This window comes from Paenibacillus sp. FSL F4-0122, assembly GCF_038002845.1.
GTDB classification, from domain to species: domain Bacteria; phylum Bacillota; class Bacilli; order Paenibacillales; family Paenibacillaceae; genus Paenibacillus_AQ; species Paenibacillus_AQ odorifer.
Genome location: NZ_JBBODI010000001.1, coordinates 1,357,415 through 1,377,825 on the forward strand (window position 1 = coordinate 1,357,415; position 20,411 = coordinate 1,377,825).

General features: G+C 51.1%; 11 protein-coding genes. 1 reads left to right on the forward strand and 10 read right to left on the reverse strand.

Going from position 1 to position 20,411, the window contains the following annotated elements; all coding sequences use genetic code 11:
• Positions 1-276: 276 nt before the first annotated feature.
• Positions 277-564, forward strand: coding sequence for a hypothetical protein (locus tag MHH49_RS05810; RefSeq protein ID WP_036684938.1), 288 nt, complete (start codon positions 277-279; stop codon positions 562-564).
• Positions 565-608: 44 nt separating this feature from the next.
• Here MHH49_RS05810 and MHH49_RS05815 read toward each other — a convergent pair whose 3' ends face one another.
• The 10 genes from MHH49_RS05815 to MHH49_RS05860 form a co-directional block, all read right to left on the reverse strand.
• Entirely contained in the window at positions 609-3,356 is a 2,748-nt protein-coding gene (locus MHH49_RS05815; protein ID WP_076098664.1) for an alpha-mannosidase, read from the reverse strand.
• A gap of 21 nt (positions 3,357-3,377) precedes the next feature.
• Positions 3,378-6,539, reverse strand: coding sequence for an alpha-amylase family protein (locus tag MHH49_RS05820; protein WP_256717799.1), 3,162 nt, complete (start codon positions 6,537-6,539; stop codon positions 3,378-3,380).
• Positions 6,536-7,855: a glycoside hydrolase family 125 protein gene (locus MHH49_RS05825; protein ID WP_076098666.1), complete on the reverse strand. Its 1,320-nt coding sequence runs from the start codon at positions 7,853-7,855 to the stop codon at positions 6,536-6,538. The genes MHH49_RS05820 and MHH49_RS05825 overlap by 4 nt, the downstream gene beginning before the upstream one ends.
• A gap of 36 nt (positions 7,856-7,891) precedes the next feature.
• On the reverse strand, positions 7,892-11,050 hold the full coding sequence (locus tag MHH49_RS05830; RefSeq protein WP_341137991.1) for an alpha-mannosidase: 3,159 nt from the start codon (positions 11,048-11,050) through the stop codon (positions 7,892-7,894).
• Between the two features lie 4 nt (positions 11,051-11,054).
• A complete protein-coding gene (locus MHH49_RS05835) occupies positions 11,055-13,349 on the reverse strand; it encodes a glycoside hydrolase family 3 N-terminal domain-containing protein (RefSeq protein WP_076215494.1) in 2,295 nt (764 codons plus the stop codon).
• Entirely contained in the window at positions 13,346-14,269 is a 924-nt protein-coding gene (locus MHH49_RS05840; protein ID WP_036684927.1) for a carbohydrate ABC transporter permease, read from the reverse strand. Before MHH49_RS05840 ends, MHH49_RS05835 begins: the two co-directional genes overlap by 4 nt.
• 24 nt (positions 14,270-14,293) lie before the next feature.
• Positions 14,294-15,199 (reverse strand): ABC transporter permease, encoded by a 906-nt coding sequence (locus tag MHH49_RS05845; protein ID WP_282579979.1) that lies wholly within the window; start codon positions 15,197-15,199, stop codon positions 14,294-14,296.
• A 124-nt stretch (positions 15,200-15,323) separates the two neighbouring features.
• Positions 15,324-16,826 (reverse strand): ABC transporter substrate-binding protein, encoded by a 1,503-nt coding sequence (locus MHH49_RS05850; protein WP_036684926.1) that lies wholly within the window; start codon positions 16,824-16,826, stop codon positions 15,324-15,326.
• Positions 16,827-17,001: 175 nt separating this feature from the next.
• A complete protein-coding gene (locus tag MHH49_RS05855; RefSeq protein ID WP_076105357.1) occupies positions 17,002-18,522 on the reverse strand; it encodes a response regulator transcription factor in 1,521 nt (506 codons plus the stop codon).
• A complete protein-coding gene (locus tag MHH49_RS05860) occupies positions 18,515-20,338 on the reverse strand; it encodes a cache domain-containing sensor histidine kinase (protein WP_076208103.1) in 1,824 nt (607 codons plus the stop codon). Before MHH49_RS05860 ends, MHH49_RS05855 begins: the two co-directional genes overlap by 8 nt.
• Positions 20,339-20,411 lie beyond the last annotated feature (73 nt).

Below are 20,411 nucleotides of genomic sequence, written 5' to 3' on the forward strand. Positions count from 1 at the left end.
TTTAACTTCATTTTCGAGCTCGGCATGTGTATTTCTTGGCCGGACTTAGAATATATCATGTATAGAGATTCATTGCAAGCTTTATTTTAAAAAAACTAAACACATACTTTTCCGCAATTGTATCGCAACCGCATTCCCCTTTTCCGCGTCTATCTATTCAACATCAAAGTCCCCTTCATACATAGGTATCAACTCCATTATTTTTGGCAAAGAGGTGATTCATATAAAGACCTTGCATGATCTCTAGCTTCCCTCTAAAAGGAGGTTGGAGAATCAATGAGCAGAAGTGTGAAAAAGCAACCCGTGTGCAGCGACCAACAGAAACACGGTTCCTCATGGGCTAAAAAACAAGCCAATAAAGCCGTCCGCCGCTCCCCTGGCGACATCCCTAAAGGGAAATGGTATCAGAAACTGTATAACAGCTGGAACATTTGCGACTACAGCTTTTACCAAACTAAACAGCAGGCGATTCATGAATGGGAGACAAACAACTGGATCCAGATGAGATTCCCCTCCCGCCAAGAGGCCATTCAAGATTGGCACAAGTCTTATAGAAGAAAGTAAATCAAAAGATGCCCCGGCAGGGAAGCGCCGGGGCATCTTTTTACCTAGAAGCTTAATTTCGCACCTACAGTTACAATCTCAGATGGACCTATCTCTAAGTGGTGAACCGAAGACGTTGCTCCTTGTAAAGCAGGGTTAAGCTGCTCTAAGATATTGCTTTTAAATAAATACTCTTGAGGACTGTTCACTTTCAGTTGCAGTTGTGTCTGCTGAGCGGACATATTGTACCAACGCAAAAACAAGTCGCCTGAAGTTCCGTTCATTTTCATGGATGAGAAGGCCATGTTGTCTCCTTCCCAAACCAATGGGGTATATCCAGAGTTCAACTTCCCGCTATGCAGACCGGTCTGACATACCGTCCAAGGGATCTGGAATTGATAGGCCTCTGTAAATGCCCGCTGTTCACTTCCCTCACCAGAATGAGGAATCAGCTCCAGTTGTGCTGTATATTCACCCAGGCACTGAGCTTCCGGAGTTGGGAACCAACCCCAATCCCCCAATTCCCCTACGCTGCGTAGCAGGGTGACGGCAATAGTATTGCGTCCATCCCGCAGAACCTCATATTCGTTCAATCCCTGGTTGGCTACCGTAAGTCCTACATCGCCATTGCTGACATCCACAAAGGATTGCTGATGTTGAGTGTTGCTCGGATTTGCCCATTCTGGTGCCGGATTATTGTCCCTCGTAGCCACTTCGAACATAGAATCTACACGATGCACATCGGTAGACAGATCGGTAGGGAACAGCATCCGCACCCGGTGATCCTTGGCTTGGTTATTAATTGTGGATTCAATATGCACACCTTTGCCTTCCCGCTCCAGCGAAACGACGGTACGAAGCTTCAAAACCACCGTATTTACACTCCGCTGCGCTTTACGCTCAGGATAATACACAAGTGCACGCTGTTCCGCCTCCAAGGTGTCATCCGCCGAAGCCGGAATCTCCCAGTCTATTCGGATCTCAATGGCCGCACGGAAGGGAGAGTCTTCAATCACCTTAATGACTCCAGGCTGGCCTTTGGTCGTCAGCGCTTGTTCACCTTCTGGCTGCTTGTACATGTATTCATTGCCTACGTCTCCGGTATTCTCGTAAATCCCCAACTCACGATAAGTGGTACCGCTATGCTTATCCAATAACGTAAATGAACCATCCTCAGCAACAACTACCTTGAGAGATGCATTCTCCAAGCTGCGCTCTCCTTCTATTAAAGAGCTTCCCTGAGCGGATTCCGTAGTTGATTGTACCCAAGCGTAAGTACAGAGTCCAAGTGCAGGCACATTGCGGGCTTCAAAAGTAAGTCTCACCTTGCGGCACATATACGGCTGGCGGAATTGGTCATCAGGCAGATCATAACCAAAGCTTAAACCTAGATCTTCCACTGTAGACGCTAATTCCTCCCCTGTGTGATCGACGAGAATCCGGCCGGACAAATCAACAGCCAACATTCTGCGGGCGGTCTCATCCAACGGATAACCCTCGCGCAGATATAACCGTTCAGCATCCAGCTCTATAGTCACCGTTCCCGTACGCTTCCACCCCGTGGTATTCATCACTACAAAAGGAACTGCATCTTCCCCGTAGGCGGAAAAGCCCGAAGTCTCCACTTGATCTGCGATAAACTTAGCACTGTCATCTATGATGCTTTCGGCAACATGCCGGCTTTTATCAAAACGCGTTACCATCTCACGATGCACTTCATCCACACTACAACCACAGATACTGTCATGCGGATGGTTCTGCATCAGCGTCTTCCAGGCATAGGTGAATAGATGATGTGGGTAGTCCTGTCCGGACAGGCGGGCGATGGAGGCCAGCGGCTCGGCTACTTTTTCCAATAGAGTCTGGCCCAGCTGGTTCATCTGCTTCAAATAAACCCGGGCTGAGGCTGTGTTCACTAAGGTGCCCCATCCGTCTGTGCGCTGACTGCGCAGTTCCCCTGTAACGGTGGAGAGCTCCCGCTGATCCGAGGATAATTGCTGATCCAAGGCTTGCAGATAGTCCGGGAAATTTGAATGCACGAACTTCACTTCAGGGTATAGCTTTTCGGCGGTGCGGATAGCTTCCGGCAAATCCAATTGCAGAGGCTGGTGGTCGCACCCGTTCATGAACAATAACTCCCCCGTTGAAGCATACTTCTCTGCATCCGCAAGCTTACGCTCCCAGAATTCCCGGGCCGCACCTTCCTCTACAGGAACTTCATTGCCGTTAGAATACCAGTTGGCAAATAGGATACCGAGAATTTTGGATCCATCCGGCCCTTCCCAGATCAGCTCGGAGAAAGAGGACTCATAACCCGCATCCGATACAGTGTTGTTAAATCCCGTAGGCTTCACCCCGCGTCCAAAAAAAGCATTCGTAATCCCTGACTGCAACATCAGCTGCGGAGTCTGTCCGACCAATCCAAAGGTATCGGGAAAATAACCGATTTTGGAAGGCTCGCCGTATTTCTCGGCATCCTGATGGCCGATCTGCATATTCCGCACATTTGCCTCACCGCTCGTCAGGAACGCATCCTGCAAAATGTACCAAGGTCCAATCAAGATTCGCCCATCCCGGATATACTGCTCCAGCTTCTCTTTGTTCTCTGGCCGAACCTGAAGATAATCCTCCAGAATAATGGTTTGCCCATCGAGGTAGAAACTGCGGAAGGCGGAATCTCCGTCCAGCTTGGCAAGCAGTGCATCCACCAGCTGAACCAGACGGACGTGGTGTTTCTCATAGGGCAAATACCATTCACGGTCCCAGTGAGTATGGGACACGATATGGGCTGTTTTGGTTGTTGTGTGGGTCATCTGTGTGTACACCTCAGTTCTTCAGCATTTATTAAGCGTAATGTTAACCTCTTCAGGTCTATAGACAGCTACCAGCTTGCCCGTTGAATCAGCTGCAAACAACACCGAACGTTCCTTCTCCAGTAAAAATGAGTAATGAGCTCCAGTTGCAGGATCTTTTACTTCAAGTTCGGCATCCCAGGCGTATTCAGATACGAAGATATACAATGAACCTTCTGCAAAAGCAAGCATTCGCCCGTACACACCTGGCAGGTCTCCACCGCTGATCCATTCCAGCTCGGTTTCGATACCTGCGGCTTGTGCAGCATATTGGTAGAGCGCGGCGATTGGCTCGTCGCGGTCATTCAGTTCTAAAGGCAGCGGGCACCAGATCAGGCGACCTGTGCCAATCTGGCGTTCGATGAGGTGATCACCTACACCTCCTGAGCTAGACGAATCAACATCTGCATTTGCTGGCGTTTCTTTGACTAGCTCCGCGATTCGCTTCTGTCCGTAGGAGACGGCAAACTTGCGTCCGTTCAATAGAAGCTGCTCCTCACGGCGCATGTTGCCAAGTTTACGGACTCCTACTATTGCGTCCATACGATCCGAAGGCTGCCAGTATGCATCTACACCCAATGCTCCAGTAATGAGCAGAACGGCACCTGTACGCTCCACTATGTCCAGCAATTGCTGAAGGGCGTCATTATCCAGATTGTGCACACTCGGCAGGAGAATCAACTTAGCCGGCTCTGCCTCCAGCGGAGCCAGATCGTATTCCGATACGGCGCGGAAAGGCAAATGAAGCTGATAAGATAAGATCCGTGTCAGGCGGGTAGTCGCATCATAGGTAAGCTTCCGGTTCGAGAAGTCATTAGAGTAAGGGAAAACCACGGAAATCTCTTCCAGCTTCCGCCCGTCAAATAACCCCCCCGCTTCGCCGATGAACCGCCCAAAATCATAAGACACATCCGCTTCCGGCTTCTCAGTCCCATCGGCCCGCAGCGCACCGATCTGTGATTCATTGGCATTATCCATATAAAAGTTCGTGTTCCAGATCCATTGCACAGCCCCGGCACCTCCAGAAGCAAACGCATAGGCATATTTGCGCTCCAGCATGGCCCGCAATTCTTCCTCACTGCGTTTAGCCCGTCCGTCTGGCGTCTCCACATACATGATGCCGGTCTCCTGGATGAGGTTCGGTTTGTGATGGGTTTTGGCAAAAATCCCATCCCAAAGCAGATTGTCATTCAACCACCAGCTGTGAACAGTGGTGTAATCGACATCGCGCTCATAAAAGAACGGCGATGGCCGCTGGGCACCCAAAGCCTCATCCTGCCCTACAGTCACTAAATGATCTGGGCAGAGTTCCTTAATAGTGCCGCTAAGCTCCCTTGCCCATACGTTGTGCATGTCCATGGAGAACAGGCAGTAGTCGAGCCAACGCGTGCCGCGCTTCCCGGAATGAATATCCTGCACACTGAAGTTAATCTCTTCTTGCTCAGGAGGTTGTGCAGCCGCAAAATCCGGCAATTCCAGCGGCGTCATATTCCAGCGCTCTTGCAGCGAAGTTATATCACCATGGCGTTCCTCCAGCCAAGCAGAGAAAGCAGCGCGTTCATATTTATCTCGCGCCGAGCTCGGTCCGTCCGAGAAAATCCGCGGCGGATCAAACATTGACGGTTCATTGATCAGATCCCAATCGACATGGGTTGTCGTGCGATGCCGGGCGACGATGGAGCGGATGAACCGTTTTTGCGCTTCTACACTGCGCGGATCGAGATAAGGATTCGTCCCTTCCCAAGTCTCCGGCGTAAAGGAGAAGAACGTAAAGGTAACCTGCAGCTCATGCCGCTTCGCAGTCAGTAGAAAAGCATCAATCGCCCGCAGCACTTCTTCCGAGGCATGGCCGTCTACCTGCATAATATTGCGGTAGGCTGTCCAGATGCCGGTACGAATCCAGTTGATGCCTGCCTTCCGCATCTGTGCCATATCCCGATCCCAGACATCAGCATTTGGCAGGAATAGAAACTTCCGCGCTACGTCAGAGGTCATATAAGTCATGCCGACAACAGGTAAAGGCTGACCGTCTTTGATAAAATAATCTCTTCCAGCCTTAATCGCTTCCCCCTGCGATAACAAGCCCACGTCATATCCCCAGAAGCCTTGACGCAACATCCGCACTTCGCCTTCTTCAGATACAGCATGGCAAGAAAGATGATACAGGCCAGGTTGAATTTCTACAGCAAGCGGTACACGCAGGAAGTTCAGCTCGCGACTGACCTCAAGCTTGCACTCGTGAGTGAAACATGGGATAGACTCCCCGTCTTTGCTCAGAGTGATGTTCAGGGTCCACTGCGCTGATGTCGGTGACGATTGGCTGCGGCTTAGCCGCTGGCCCTGCATAAACAGCAGCGGCCGCTCGCCTTCTTCATAAGAAGCATAGTTAGGCTTCAGCCACAGCTCTGTTACACCCCGAGCGGCAAAAGTTGCCCAGCGGGTTAATGCTTCCGTGCCGCCTTGATTCCAGAAATCAGGCGTAAGCGGTTGGCCGATGAAGATCCAGCGGCCACCGGCAAAAGGCCCGCCGATATGCTCCCACAGCACAGCTGGAGCTGAAACTTCCCGCCCGGCGGCGGTAATGCCCTTAAGCAGCGGATAAATCCGCGTGTCCATAGGTCCACTGGAACCCATCTGCTCCGGCAGGTCACTGCTTTTAGTGACATGCGGCACCAGGTTCCAGGTATCCGTCAGAGCCAGCAGCTGCTCATCACCTACGAAGAGCGGAATGTCTCTAAGCGCAACATGCTGCTGTATGCGATCTGTGCTGCTCACACGCAGCGCTTCATGGATATGCAGCTGGCGGTGATAGGCAGTCTGCTCAGCTTCGATCCGCCACTCTTCAGCGACTAGGCGGACTGGATGCTTAAACGGGGCACCACCAATGCTGATCAAGCTGCCGCCTCTGCTCAAATAAGCGACGATGGAAGGCCAAGCCTCCTTCGGGAAGTATGGAGCATGGAAGCTAACGAAGCAGTCCCCGGCCTTGGCGCTGTCCAGCGTTTCGGCCAGCTGTTCTGCATGAACAGGAGAGTCAGTATGATGTAATCCTATGGACTGTGCCTGTTCTGTGGTCAGTCCGCCCGCTGCGGTATACCCGGGAAAAGACGGGTCCGCGAACAGGATGATACGGCCCCCGCTCACAGAATACCTTCCTTCATCGCCCGATAGACAAGCTGCGAAAATAAGCTGTTAGACCATGCAAACCAGCTGCGGGTAAATACACTAGGATCATCTACATGGAAACCTTCATGCATATATCCGGTTCCGGCATCCGTACTTTCCAGCATCGCAATCAGTTCCAGCTTCTCTTCGGCAGTCTGAGCCGTAATGCCCTGCATGGACAACGCCATGTGCCAGATATAGTTCTCCGGAGTGTGCGGGCTGCCGATCCCTTTGGCAGCTGTGCCTTCGTAATAGAACGGATTTTCTTTGCTCAATGCGAAACGTCTGGTGTTCTGGTAGATGGGATCATCCGCCGAAGCGTAACCCAGATACGGAATGGAGATCAGTCCGGGCGTTCCCGCATCGTCCATCAGGCAGTAATTGCCGAAGCCGTCGGTCTCATAAGCATAAATCGGACCAAACTCCGGATGGCGATAAATGCCGTAGAGCTTGATGCCATGATCCACTTCAAATTCCAGCTCTTTAAGTTCAGCCAGGAAGTCTAGATCGCGGAAGACCCACTCCGCGAATTCCTGCATCTGGCGCAGCGCGACAACAGCGAACATATTGCCAGGAATGTTGTAGTGGAAATCACAGGCATCATCGCTGGACCGGAAGCCCGACCAGATCATTCCGGTATAGTTCACCGGCATGCCGAGACCGCTATTGCGCAGAGAATCTTCCGGAATGCCGTTATTGCGGCTGAACCGGTACGGAGACTGCTCGAAATGCCGCTGCTCTCTTTTGAACAAATCGAAGATCTGGCGCATGGCCGACTTGAACCCCGCGTCGAAGAAATCAGTCAGACCCGTCTCTTTCCAGTAGGTATAAGCGAGGCGTACGACAAAACATAACGAATCAATCTCAAATTTACGCTCCCACACCCATGGCGACATCTCGGTCACATCCGTAGTGTTCCAGTGCCAGTCATTGGCCGACTCATTAAATGCATTGGCGTAAGGATCGATATGAATATACTGAATATGGCGTTTGATAAGACCTCCGATAATGCGCTGGAGATCGGGATCGTTTTTGGCCAGAGGCACGTATTGAATTACCTGCTCCACTGAATCACGCAGCCAGGAGGCCGGAATATCGCCGGTAATCACAAAGGTGGTTCCGTCATCCAGCAGTTTAGTCGTCGTCTCCAGCGTATTCGGAAAACAGTTCTTGAACAGCTGCAACAGCTTCGGGCGATGTGCCAGCTTCTCCTCTGCTTCGGCAAGCACTTCTTGTACAGCCTGCGGTAGCGGCAGCTGGGGCATTGCTATTTTGGGTAATCGGAATTGTTCCAAGTGAGTTATGCTCCTTTGCATCTGTGATGTGATTATTTAACTTCTGATGTAGATTGTTTTGATCTCGTAAGGGGCAAAGTGAAGTTCCAGTTCACCGCCAGCCGTGTGTTCGATCAGTTCCAGCTGCTCTTCCAGAGCATTGGACAGGTAGACGCTCTGAACCGGATGCTGCCATTTGAGCTGAACCCGCTCGCGGCCTCCCGAGGATTCGTAGAAACGCAGAACAGTCCCCTGCCCATCCTCGGATGGCTTGATCGTATCCAGCACCACATGCTCACCGGAGAATCCGATAAATGAGCCCGTTGGCGGCAACTGCCCCTGTGTTGATGAAGCGGCAAAAGTATACAGCTCATGATTTAGCTCTGCTGCACGGCGAACAGTATGAGCCTCCCGCCAATCCCCACGGTGCGGATATAGCGAATAGGTGAAGTCATGCTCGCCGAGATCCGCAGTAGCATCCGGCCATTTCGGCGCGCGCAGGAGCGACAAACGAATGGTGCTGCCTTGGATGTCATAGCCGTATTTGCAATCATTCAGCAGACTGACACCATATCCACGTTCGGATACATCGGCAAAACGGTGCCCGCAAACCTCATACTGCGCCTGCTCCCAGCTGGTGTTGCGGTGGGTCGGACGTTCCAGCGCACCAAAAGGTATCTCGTAAGTCGCTTTATCCGCCACAACATCAATTGGAAACCCTACCTTAAGCAGCTTATGGGCTTCGTTCCAGCTTACATGCGTCTGGAAATCAATCCGGGGATTATGGTGATGTAGAATCATATCCTGAGTAATCTCGGATTGGCCCAGCTTCCAGCGGAAGCGCAAAATATCCTGCACCGCCCCAGTGCGGAGCACTGCCTTTTCTATAAGTTCAGCCTCCCCGGCGGGTTGAGCTTCATAACGGTTGTCAATGTCCCAGGCATCCCAAAGCGTGGGACGGTCGTGGAAAAAGTGGAAGCGATTCGCCGGCTCACCGGATTTTACGATCTCCCGGTTTCCTTTTTTATCAAAAAGACTGGTGATTTCTCCCCGCTCGTTAAAGGTAATACGATAATAGTCCGTCTCCCAACGGTCGCCGAAGGGAACAGCTCCTACAGCTGTTTGATTATGTTCAGCAGCGGCAGATTCTGCATTACTTTCATCGGATGTGTTCTGAGACAGATCACGAATCCAGATCGTTTTGTAGCCAAAGGCTGGAATCTCCGGAACGAGAACCGAGACACCAGAAACTGCTGCCTCCTCCGTCAGGACATCTGCTTCCAGCAGTACGTTATCCTCGCCATACACCGCAAAGTTTCCGCTGGCGGCTCCTTCTTCGCTGAGAGCAAGTTCGACCACGGCATCACGCGTCCAACCCAAACTATTAAAAACAATGTAAGGTGTGCCCTCGCCTGATGTGTTAATGTTCCCCGCCAATGCCGCAAGCCCCAGCTGAAGCGCAACACGACCAAGCTCAAACACCTCTGCGTATTCCTTCTCCGAGGTCTCGTAAGCTTCGGTAATCGCCGAGCCCGGAATAATATCATGGAACTGGTTCAACAAAATCAGCTTCCAGCCCTGATGCAGCTGCCCGGCAACTACGGCACGTTGCTCTGTGTCCAGCTGCGGCGAAGCTAGTGTCTGCCACAGCTCCGCTTCACGGTACAACACTTCCGCCTTGCAATTGTTCCGCTTGTTGCGGCCGTGCGTAGTGTAGGTGCCGCGGTGCAGCTCCAGATACAGATCGCCCCGCCACTGCGGCAGCTGCGGCTGACTGTGCGTAATGCCCGCGAAAAAATCCGCGGCATTACTGTATTTGCTTTCCGGCTGGCCGACCATTAGCTCGGCACGCTGGATATATTCCAGCATCTCGCGCGTGACCCCGCCGCCGCCGTCACCATGCCCATAGAGCAGCATCTGCTCGTTATGTTTATCTTTTTCGCGGAAGGACTGATAGTGTTCATGCACATCTTTGGGCAGCGTATTCTCATTAACCCCGTGATTCAGATAAGACAACATTGGTGTGCCGTCAATGCCGACCCAATGGAACAGATCGTAAGGGAAGACATTAGTGTCATTCCAGCCCAGCTTGGTGGTCATAAAATATTTGATTCCACCATGCTGCAGAATCTGCGGCAGAGAGGCGCAGTAGCCGAAGGTATCCGGCAGCCACTCAATCTGCGAGGTGCGCCCGAACTCTTTCAGATAAAAGCGTTGGCCATACAGCATTTGCCGCATCAGCGATTCTCCGCTCGGAATGTTCAGATCCGGTTCGATCCACATTCCACCGACCAGTTCCCAGCGTCCTTCACGGATGCGCGTCTTGACCTTCTCATAGAGTACCGGGTCATTGTCTTTCAAATATTCGAACAGCAGCGGCTGGCTCTGCGCATATTGATAGTCAGGATATTCGTCCATCAGGGCATTCACCGTCGAGAACGTCCGGCTAGTCTTGCGCACGGTCTCGCGCGCAGGCCACAGCCAAGCAATATCGATATGGGACTGGCCCACCATGTGGATTGTTCCTTCGGCATGACCGCCGATCTCCCCGACTCTGCCCCGCAGCTTCTGCTCGATTCGCGTAATCTCACCACCATCGCGGATCTCCTGCGTGGTAAGGCCAACGAATTCATCCATCGCCACATACAAAGCTTCCAGCATCCGGTTACGGCGCTGGTCCTGCTCAGGCAGCAGAATTGCCGAATCGCGAATCACTACTGCCGTGTACATTAGACTCTGCACAGGTCTGTTCACCAGCACCAGCTGGCTGTGGATCAGCCGAATCGGCGGCTGGATCACCGCCTGTTGATTTAATGGGTCCACCGGCTCGGGGACCGGATCGAAGAGTTCGATTTCCAGTTCCAACGGACGGCCAGAAGGATCACCTGTCAGGGTCACAAAGGTATGATTGCGGTCGAGTCCTTGCCGCGATTCACCGTTCACCCGCAGCAGCCCTTCCCCACCTGAAGCAAAAATCAGTCCGATGTGGCCCGGCAGCCAGTTAGCCGGAATCTCCAAAGTACGGCGGAAGAAATAGGTCGTTCCTTGCACACTCGGGAAGAGATCATAATTGCTGGCGTCCTTGTAAGGCTGCAGCTTGTCATACTGTCCCGGCAATTGATACACCGAGGACATAATCTCCCAATCGCGCAATTCCTCCACCTCTAACCATTGCTGCTCGGAGAGCTCGCGGATGAAGCGTTTAATGCGTTCCATGTCTTTACCCCCTCACCGTCAAATCGGTGCTCAGTGTATCATTCACATGCTTACCCACCAGCACTTTAAAGGCTCCTGGCTCTACAACAGGTCTTAAATCCGGTCCGATATATTGCAATTGCTCCGGTCCTACCGTGAACAACACGGTTTGCTTCTCACCCGGAGCCAACTTGATTTTGTCAAAAGCCTTCAATTCCCTGGCGGGACGGGTGACCTTACTGGCGACATCGGAAATGTACAGTTGCACCACCTCTGCGCCCTCACGGTCTCCTGTATTCTGAACGTCCACGGAAACTGTAGCCGTCTCCCCAGCCGTAATTACTTCTGGTTCTACCTTTAAGCCGGAGTACGTAAATTCGGTGTAGCTAAGCCCGAAGCCGAACGGATACTGAGGCTGGGAATCGGCCTCCAGATATCTTTTGCCACGGGAACGTTTGCCGTTGTAATAGACCGGGAGCTGGCCCACATGCTTCGGCACAGATACAGTCAACTTCCCGGAAGGGTTCACATCGCCGAACAGGATATCCGCAACAGCGTGTCCGCCTTCTTGGCCTGGATACCAGGCTTCCAGAATGGCATGTGCATGCTCGTCAATCCAAGGCTCGCTCACCGGACGGCCGTTAATATAAACGACGATCACAGGTTTGCCGAGCTGATGAACCTGCTGGATCAGTTCCAGCTGCACTCCCGACAGGGTCAACGACACCCGGTCAATGCCTTCGCCGCAGTCCATATCATTCCAGGCATTCTCCGTCACCTTGGACGCGCCTGTCTTGAGATCGATACTGCCTTCCCCGAAATCGCGTGCACTGGAGCCGCCGACGACCATAACAACGGTATCGGCCTGCTCTGCACAAGCGAGCGCGGCTTCAAAACCTTCGCGCGAATCGCCTTTGATCCGGCATCCCGGTGCATAGAGCACCCGCTCCGGCTCTGCAGCCAGCTTGCTGCGGATGCCGCTGAGCACGGTCGCTACCTTAGCCGGAGGCTGTGGCGAGGTGTAATCGCCGAGCTGGTTGTACCCGGCATCGGCGTTAGGGCCAATGACGGCGATCGTGCCGGCCGTCTTGGATAATGGCAGCACACCTGCTTCATTTTTCAGCAGGATGATGCTCTCGCCCGCCACTTGCCGGGCCAGCTCTTGATGCGCCTTACTGCCGATGACGCGTTCAGCCGCATCAGGATCAGCATATGGCTGCTCGAACAGGCCCAGCCTGAATTTGAGCGTCAGCACACGGCGGACCGCACGATCCAGCAGTGCCGGGTCCAGCTTGCCATCACGGACGGCAGCCACCAGGTATTTGCCGTACATTTCCCCGGACATCTCCATGTCGATGCCGGCTTCCATTGACTGCACTGCTGCATCCATGCCATCTTCAGCTACATCATGGCCAGAGGCCAGCATCTCTATAGCTCCGCAATCGGTAATGATTAGACCCTCAAACCCCCATGCTTCGCGGAGTATATCCTCTAGTAGTTCTGTATTTGTCGTGCAAGGCACGCCGTCTATTTCGTTATAAGCAGGCATAATGGAGACTGCACCCGCTTCGACCGCTTTTTTGAAGGGCAGCAGATCCACTTCCAGCAGTTCACGCCAGCCCATGTGCACAGGCCCGGCATTCCGGCCGCCTTCTGAGCTGCCGTATCCCACAAAATGCTTCAGCGTAGCCCCCACGCTGCCGCCGCTCTGCAAGGATTCCCCCTGCAGACCTTCAACGGCCGCAACCGCCATCTCGCTGATCAGGTAAGCGTCCTCGCCGAAGCACTCCTCGGTGCGGCCCCAGCGGGGATCACGCACCACATCCAGCACCGGCGAATACGTAACCGCGCCGCCCTGACTGCGTGTCTCCAGCGCTACGGCGCGGCAGACCTCACGATACAGCTCCACATTCCAGGAGCTGCCGAGCGACAGGGGCACCGGGAATACGGTGGCCCCGATCGCCATGTGACCATGCGAGCATTCCTCGCCGATCAATACCGGAATGCCCAGCCGCGAATGCTCCAGCACATACCGCTGGAGCGTATTCACCGCTTCCGCACCTTCACGCGGAGACAGGCCAGTGGCCAGCGTCACACCGGTCCACGGGTCAGCGCGTAACATCCCGTAAAGCGAGCCCACGCCGCCCCCCGCAACCTTCTCCTTGAAGCTTTCTGTCAAGGTCATCTTACCTTCTCTATGTTCATAGGCCTGCCAGCCAAAAGGCTGAATCAGCTGGCCGGCCTTCTCTTCCAAAGTCATCAGTCCGAGCAGATGCTCCGCCCGTTCTTCAGCAGGTAAATTCGGGTTTGTATAACTCATTCTTTAACAGCCCCTACAGTAAGACCTTGAATGAAATAACGCTGGAAGAACGGATAAGCAAAAATAATCGGCCCTGTCGCCAGCACCACCATCGCCATCCGCGATGTATCCTGCGGCATGGAGCGAAGAGCTTCCAGACTGAGCGAACTGTTCTGGGAGTTCTGCAAAATAAACTGCATACTGGTCTCGATCCGCATCAGCATCGATTGCAGCGGGACTAAATTCGGGTTGTCGATGTACAGCAGCGCATTGAACCAGTCATTCCAATAGCCGAGGGTGCTGAACAAGGCAATCGTAGCCAGACCGGGCAGTGATAAAGGCAACACCAATTTCAGGAAGATACGGAACTCGCCCGCCCCGTCGATTTTGCCGGATTCGATTATGGCATCAGGCACACTCGTGCTGTAGAAGGTGCGCAGAATCATAATGTAAAAAGCATTCACCGCCAGCGGCAAAATCAGCGCCCAGATCGTATCCTTCAGGCTTAGAAACTGCGTAACGATAATATAAGTCGGCACAAGTCCACCGTTGAACAGCATGGTAAAAAACGCGAAGAAAGAGAAGAAATTGCGGTAACGGAAGCTTTTCCGGGAAATGGCATACGCATAAAATGCGATAAACAAAAGGCTGATGATCGTCCCGATCACCGTAACAAAAATCGTCACACCATAGGAACGCAGCAGCATATCTCCGGATTCAAACACATAGCGGTATGCGCCGAGACTCCATTTTGCCGGAATCAGCTTATAGCCATCCCGCGCCAGCGCCACCTCATCGGTGAAGGAGATGATCACGACGAACAGAAACGGAAACACGCACAGAAACGCAAAGATGCCGGCTATCAGATTAAAAGTGATATTCCAGGGCGTTGAGAGATGGTGGAAATCACGTTCTTTTTTAGTCTTAGTAATGGAAGACATATGGCCCACTCCTTTCATGAGGTTCTAGAACAAAGCGCTATCCTTGTTGTATTTGCGGACAATATAGTTGGAGGTCATCACTAGCGTAAAGCCGACAACCGATTGATACAGACCTGCGGCAGTGCTCATACCAATCTCACCTGTTGTTTTGAGCCCTTGATAGACATAGGTATCAATAACATTCGTGACACTGTAGAGCGTACCGGAATTACGAGGCACCTGGTAAAAGAGACCGAAGTCGGCGTAGAAGATTTTACCGATGGCCAGCAGGGTCATGATCGTAATAATTGGACTCAGCAACGGCAGTGTAATATTGCGAATCTGTTGGAACTTACTAGCTCCGTCGATCATCGCCGCTTCATACAGCGACTTGTCGATCCCCATAATAGCTGCGAGATAAACTACGCTGTTATAACCAACCGCTTTCCACAGATAGACTAAGATCAGGATGAACGGCCAATAGGCTTTTTCCGAATACCACTGAATTGACTCTGCGCCAAAAAAGCCCATGATCTGGTTCAGCATCCCACGTTCGGAGCTCAGGAAACTAAATGCAAAATAGCCGACCACGACCCATGACAGGAAGTAGGGCAGGAACATGCCGGTCTGATACACTTTGGCCAGCTTCTTGTTCACAATCTCGGACAGCACAATCGCCATCAGAACCGACAAGATCAAGCCAAGCAGGATAAACGCTCCATTGTAGAGCAAGGTGTTGCGGGTAATGATGTACGCGTCATTGGTGGTAAACAAAAACTTGAAGTTGTCTAGCCCCACCCATTTGCTGTTGATAATACTCGCCCAGAAGCCGTCGCGGCTAAAGCGGTATTCCTTGAAAGCAATAATCGTTCCTATCATCGGCAGGTAAGAGAAAAAGAGAAACCAAAGCGCACCTGGTAAAACCATGAGCAGCATAATCTTGTTATTCATAATATTTTTTATAAATCCGCTGATTGTCTTCACACTTAGATCCCTCCTGTATGTCCTTATATTTCAAAAAAAAGACCGGGTCAGAGGCCACGCCCCTGCCCCGATCTTCTCTTACGTTGATGTTTTACTTGTTGTTGGACGCTTTCCAGGCATCAATTTGCGATTGCGCTTCAGCGATAATTTTGTCCAAACCAGCTGCCTTGAATTTCTCAATAGCTTTCGGTAGATACTCGTCAGGATCAACGGTTCCAGTCATCAGTGGTGACCAGTATTCTTCTTTTACGTTCTGAACCGCAGCGATTTCAGTGGTCACCTTAGAAGTGTCGAAGTTAAAACCAAGCAGCGGTGCATTTACACCGGATTCATTAAACTTTTTGAACTCTTCCCATTTGTTCTCAGGGTCACCCTCGTTCAAATAGTTGATCATGATATTGCCCAGCGAGAAGGTTGGCATGTCATAGTTCTTGGATTCATCCAGGTTCTTCATGGAATTCTCACCGGTCTTCTCGTAGTGCACGCCTTCGATTCCGGAGTCAATCATGTTGCGAAGCACCGGATCGGTGTTAAGCAGGTTCAGGAACTCCATCGCTTTCTCCGGATATGCGGAGTTAGCCGAGATGGCTTGCATCGAACCCATAACGGACCAGTTGTAGATGTAAGGTTTGCCAGCTGGCGTGGAAACTACAGGATAGCCGTAGCTTGCCGACCACAGATTGTCCGCCATCGGCTGGGTAGCCGCGCGATCCATGAACCAGTTCGAAGATTTATATAGATCATCCACCGAAGTTGTAGTTGCTACTTCCGGCGAGATATAACCTGCCTTGTAATATTTGCGAACGGTTTCAAGAGTGCTTTTGAGTTCTGGGGATTCCAGAATGTTCACGATCTTGTAATCCTTCGTGTCCATATAAACAGCCATTGGCATCTTTTCAATGATGTAGTCGAACGGCAGCACTGGCATGAAATCCTTCACCATAGCGTAAGGCGTGATGCCCGGTTCATTCTCTTTAATCGTCTTCAGCAGTGGTTCAATGCTTTCCATTGTGTTCACCCCGGAAATGTCGAGGTTATATTTGTCGAGCAGCTCTTTATTGAAGCGCCAAACTTCTTGCGCCGGAAGCTCTTTGTTGGCAGGAACGGCATAATTATGTCCATCTACCTTGGAACCTTCCAGGAACGCCGGATCAATCGTGTCTACGATGCCTTTTCCATATTCATTAAGCAGGCTGTCCAATTCCATAAAAGCGCCTTTGCGGGCATTTTGCACATAATCGAACGCCCAAGAGCACGTAAAGAGAATGTCCATGGGTTCACCAGCGGCTACTTTGACCTGCATTTTTTGTGTATAATCACCAAAATCAATCATATTCATCTTCAGGGTGACATTTATCTTCTCTTTAGTGTACTTATTGACTTCTTCCACGACACGGTCCAGATCCTTCTGCGGTCCGCCGATCGTGTACCAGATCAGTTCGACTGGTTTCTCGGATGATGCACCGTCGCCGCCCGCTCCTGAACTGTTAGTTGCCGCGTTGTTTGAATCGCCGCCACATGCGCTGAGCGCAAGCGAGAATGCCATAAGTGATGTCAGTAACAGGGAAAACCTTTTTCTTTTGTTGTTGCCCATTCCTGTATAACCTCCCCTTTGTTTACCTCAAGATCGCTGGCCTAATCCGGAATTAAACCAGCAGCTTTCTCCTTCAAGGACTATCTTTACTGTAATTTATGAAAGCATTTTCAAACAGAAGCTAAACTAAATAAATCATGTAGAAAATAAAGAAAAAGCTTGCAGCGGCGGTCCGCTAGACAAGCCCTTTGTACTCCGTAGGAGATATCCCGACATGCTTCTTAAATTGTTTGTAAAAATAGCCGGTCTCCCAATAGCCTACTTTGAGAGCGATTTCATGAACTTTAAGTGAGGTATTCCGCAGCAGCTCCTTCGCCTTCTCAATCCGGTATTTATTGATATATTCGGTGAATGACTCATTCACCTCTTTATGGAACAGCTGTCCCAAATACACCGGGTGAATATGGTATTGGGCACCGAGGGTCTTCAGTGACACATCTTCATTGTAGGACTCATGGATATAATTCAGCACCTGCTGCACGACTGGACTCTTTACGTCCCGAACTAAGGCGTCTACCGTAATGGTAGCGGCTTCCTGAATAATCTGAGTCAGTTCATTTATGGAAACTGTAGAGCGAATGAGGCCAAAACCGTCTGCGAAAAGCTCCGGTTCTTCCACATGACGAATCTCCTGCAGCTGCATCTTGAAGCGGATCAACCATTCCATGGCAATGCCTTGCAGCAGCACGGGTGTAATCCCCTCCATCCGCCGCAGCTGCTCAAAATGATCCTGGATCCGCACCAGCAGCGCTTCCTTATCCTTCGCCATAATCAGCTTGAGATCATCTTCCCAATTCAGCGGCATGCCTTGGACGGCAACCTCATGCCTGTCCTGAACTTCCTCATAATGCAGCAAATTCCGCTCTGGAAACAGCATGAAATATTCCTGAGTCATCTTTGCATGGGCATAACTCTGAGCCGCCGCCTCCTCCATCTCCTCCACCGTTCCTACGGACAGACGCATTGGCGGACCGCCAGTTAGGGATAACAGCAGCTGCGCATGAAGCCTTTCCACCGCTTCTTTACCCTGCTGATACTCACTAAGCAGATGCAGCAGCACGGTATCTCCATCCATATCTCGGAATGCAATCAAAGACGGGTTACCGCCTACAACCTCTTCCACCGCCTGAAATAGCTCGGCAGCGTCCTGTTCAGGGCGAAGCAGGGCTACCTGCACCAGCGGCTTATCTAGTCTAAGTCCCAGAAAATCAGTCCGTTCACTGAATTCCTTCGGCCCAATCTGGCACCGCAGCCAGCGGTACATCACATTATCGCGCAGAATGGAAATACTATGCGCATTGAATTGACTCTCTTGACGGGAGACACCCAGCTTCTCGGCGGCAGTCACTAATGTTGCCCGGAACTCTTGCAAATTAATAGGCTTGAGCAGATAATTTTCAATGCCGAGCGCCATTCCTTCCTTAAGATAACCGAACTCATCATAGCCGCTGAGGATAACAACTTTGATCTCCGGCTGAATCTCCCGTACGGCCCGGATCAGATCCAGCCCGTTCATCAGCGGCATGGAAATATCCGTAATTAGAATATCCGCTGGAACAAACCGCAACGACTCCAGCGCTTCCTGGCCGTTCTCGGCGTGGCCGACAATCTCCATCCCCAGTGCTGCCCAATCCACAATGTCATATAATCCTTCGATAATAAAAGGCTCGTCGTCCACAATGAAAATTTTATACATGGTTTGGATCATCCTCTCCCAGATCGGGAAAATACACAGTCACGGTTGTGCCGGTACCCGCTTCGCTTTGTAATTCAATGCCATACTCACTGCCATAAAGCAGCTTCAAACGTTCATGAATACTGCGCAGGCCGAATGATTCCGATTGTTCATCTGGCTGCAAAAGACCTTCTTTGAGCTGGACCAATCTGTCCGGGGCAATCCCCCGCCCATTGTCTGTAACTACCGCACGCAAATATTGGCCATCCTTGGCCACAGCCACACTGATGTGATTATCATTCTTGTCCACTCGCATCCCATGTAGAATGTAGTTTTCAATGATAGGCTGCAGCGACATTTTGAGTACAACTCTTCCGGTAAGCTCTTTCCCGCATTCCATTGTATAAGAGAATTTATCCTTATAACGGATGCGGAACAGCTCCAGATATAAACGGCAGGCCTCTAGTTCATCCTTCATCGTATGCTTGGGTTTCTGGTGAACATAGCTTTTGAACAACACCGACAAGCTGTAGATCATCTCCCCGACATCTGAAGCTCCTTGAGAGATTGCCCTCATTCGGATCACCTCCAAGGTATTGTAGAGAAAATGCGGGTTTACCCTGGCTTCAAGCGCGGCGATTTCGGTATGTTTTTGCTTGATTTCAGCCTTGAACACACGGTCTATATGAAGATTCAGCTCATCCAGCATATCGTTGAAGCTCTTGGAGATCTGCCCCAGCTCGTCTTCTCTGACATCGGTAATCCGGGCATCCAGGTCACCGTTTTTCACTTTGCGGGTGAACTTGATAATTTTATGAGTCCGTCTGGCAAAATTATTGATAAATAAAGTGGGTGTAATAATCGCAAACAACAGGCAGATCAAGCAGATAATGAAGATCATGTTCCGCAATCCCCTATAAGTGGCGGCTAATTCCTGCTTAGGTACAGCACTCAACACAGTAAATCCGCCTTGGGTGTGAGTCTGCTTAGTAATGATCATCCCGCCGACTTCTTCACCATCTGTATAGGCAGAATTCATCTGCTCGGGATAAGGATAGCGCTTTCCATAATAGGTGCCCGAGGTATCAAATAACACATCCCCATCCGCTGCCAGCACCAGAATCTTTCCCTTGAAGTCATCCTTATAATTGCCCATACTCCCCCAGACCTCGCTGGCATCAAAATAGACTAGAAGCTGACCAATGTTGCGCAGTGATATCTTGTTATTGACCGGGGTACGAACCGTAAACATCGGCCCCTCCGGAGATGAGATCGCCTGACTGACCCAAGTGTTTGGAGCGGTGACACTGCCTTCCTCCTCCAGATACAGCGCATCCGGTACGAAAGAGTGGGCTGCATTAGTGGAAATAATCTGAAATTTGCCTTGGTCATTATAGACATACAGCTGCTGTTCAGCTGCACTGTAGAGCATTAAACTGCGGATATCAGGATCATCTTCAACTTGATTGCGAAAAAACTGCACGGTATCCGTCGTAGCATTACTTTCGTTGAAATAGCGGTCCAGCCGGTACCTCACGTAATCTTCATACGGATGCTCCAGCAAATACGACGTATTAGCAGTCAGCTCCGTGTCCCGGTACACGTCCCGCATCATAGACTGTACAGAGTCATATTTCTGCTCAATATAGCTGTTGATGCTCTCCACGGTACGTTTCTGAATCTCCATCTGCCGCTGCACTACAGCCTGAGACATGAGCAAGAACATCAGGTAGGAGAAGGTGATAATGGTGACCACGGCAATGACTGAGAAGAGCAGGATGATTTTCATAAACAGATTATTCTTCAGATACTTTCTGTACAATTTCCCCGGAAACATCAGCAACCTCCTACAGCAGGGGGAAGACTAAGCTTCGCTGCTTGTCATTATGAATAAAGTATAGCACGAGGTG

What these genes read in the sequence shown, in the direction of transcription:
- MHH49_RS05810 (WP_036684938.1), top strand. Translation starts at nt 277, where the DNA reads ATGAGCAGAAGTGTGAAAAAGCAACCCGTGTGCAGCGACCAACAGAAA.
- MHH49_RS05815 (WP_076098664.1), bottom strand. Translation starts at nt 3,356, where the DNA reads ATGACCCACACAACAACCAAAACAGCCCATATCGTGTCCCATACTCAC.
- MHH49_RS05830 (WP_341137991.1), bottom strand. Translation starts at nt 11,050, where the DNA reads ATGGAACGCATTAAACGCTTCATCCGCGAGCTCTCCGAGCAGCAATGG.
- MHH49_RS05835 (WP_076215494.1), bottom strand. Translation starts at nt 13,349, where the DNA reads ATGAGTTATACAAACCCGAATTTACCTGCTGAAGAACGGGCGGAGCAT.
- MHH49_RS05840 (WP_036684927.1), bottom strand. Translation starts at nt 14,269, where the DNA reads ATGTCTTCCATTACTAAGACTAAAAAAGAACGTGATTTCCACCATCTC.
- MHH49_RS05845 (WP_282579979.1), bottom strand. Translation starts at nt 15,199, where the DNA reads ATGAATAACAAGATTATGCTGCTCATGGTTTTACCAGGTGCGCTTTGG.
- MHH49_RS05850 (WP_036684926.1), bottom strand. Translation starts at nt 16,826, where the DNA reads ATGGGCAACAACAAAAGAAAAAGGTTTTCCCTGTTACTGACATCACTT.
- MHH49_RS05855 (WP_076105357.1), bottom strand. Translation starts at nt 18,522, where the DNA reads ATGTATAAAATTTTCATTGTGGACGACGAGCCTTTTATTATCGAAGGA.
- MHH49_RS05860 (WP_076208103.1), bottom strand. Translation starts at nt 20,338, where the DNA reads ATGTTTCCGGGGAAATTGTACAGAAAGTATCTGAAGAATAATCTGTTT.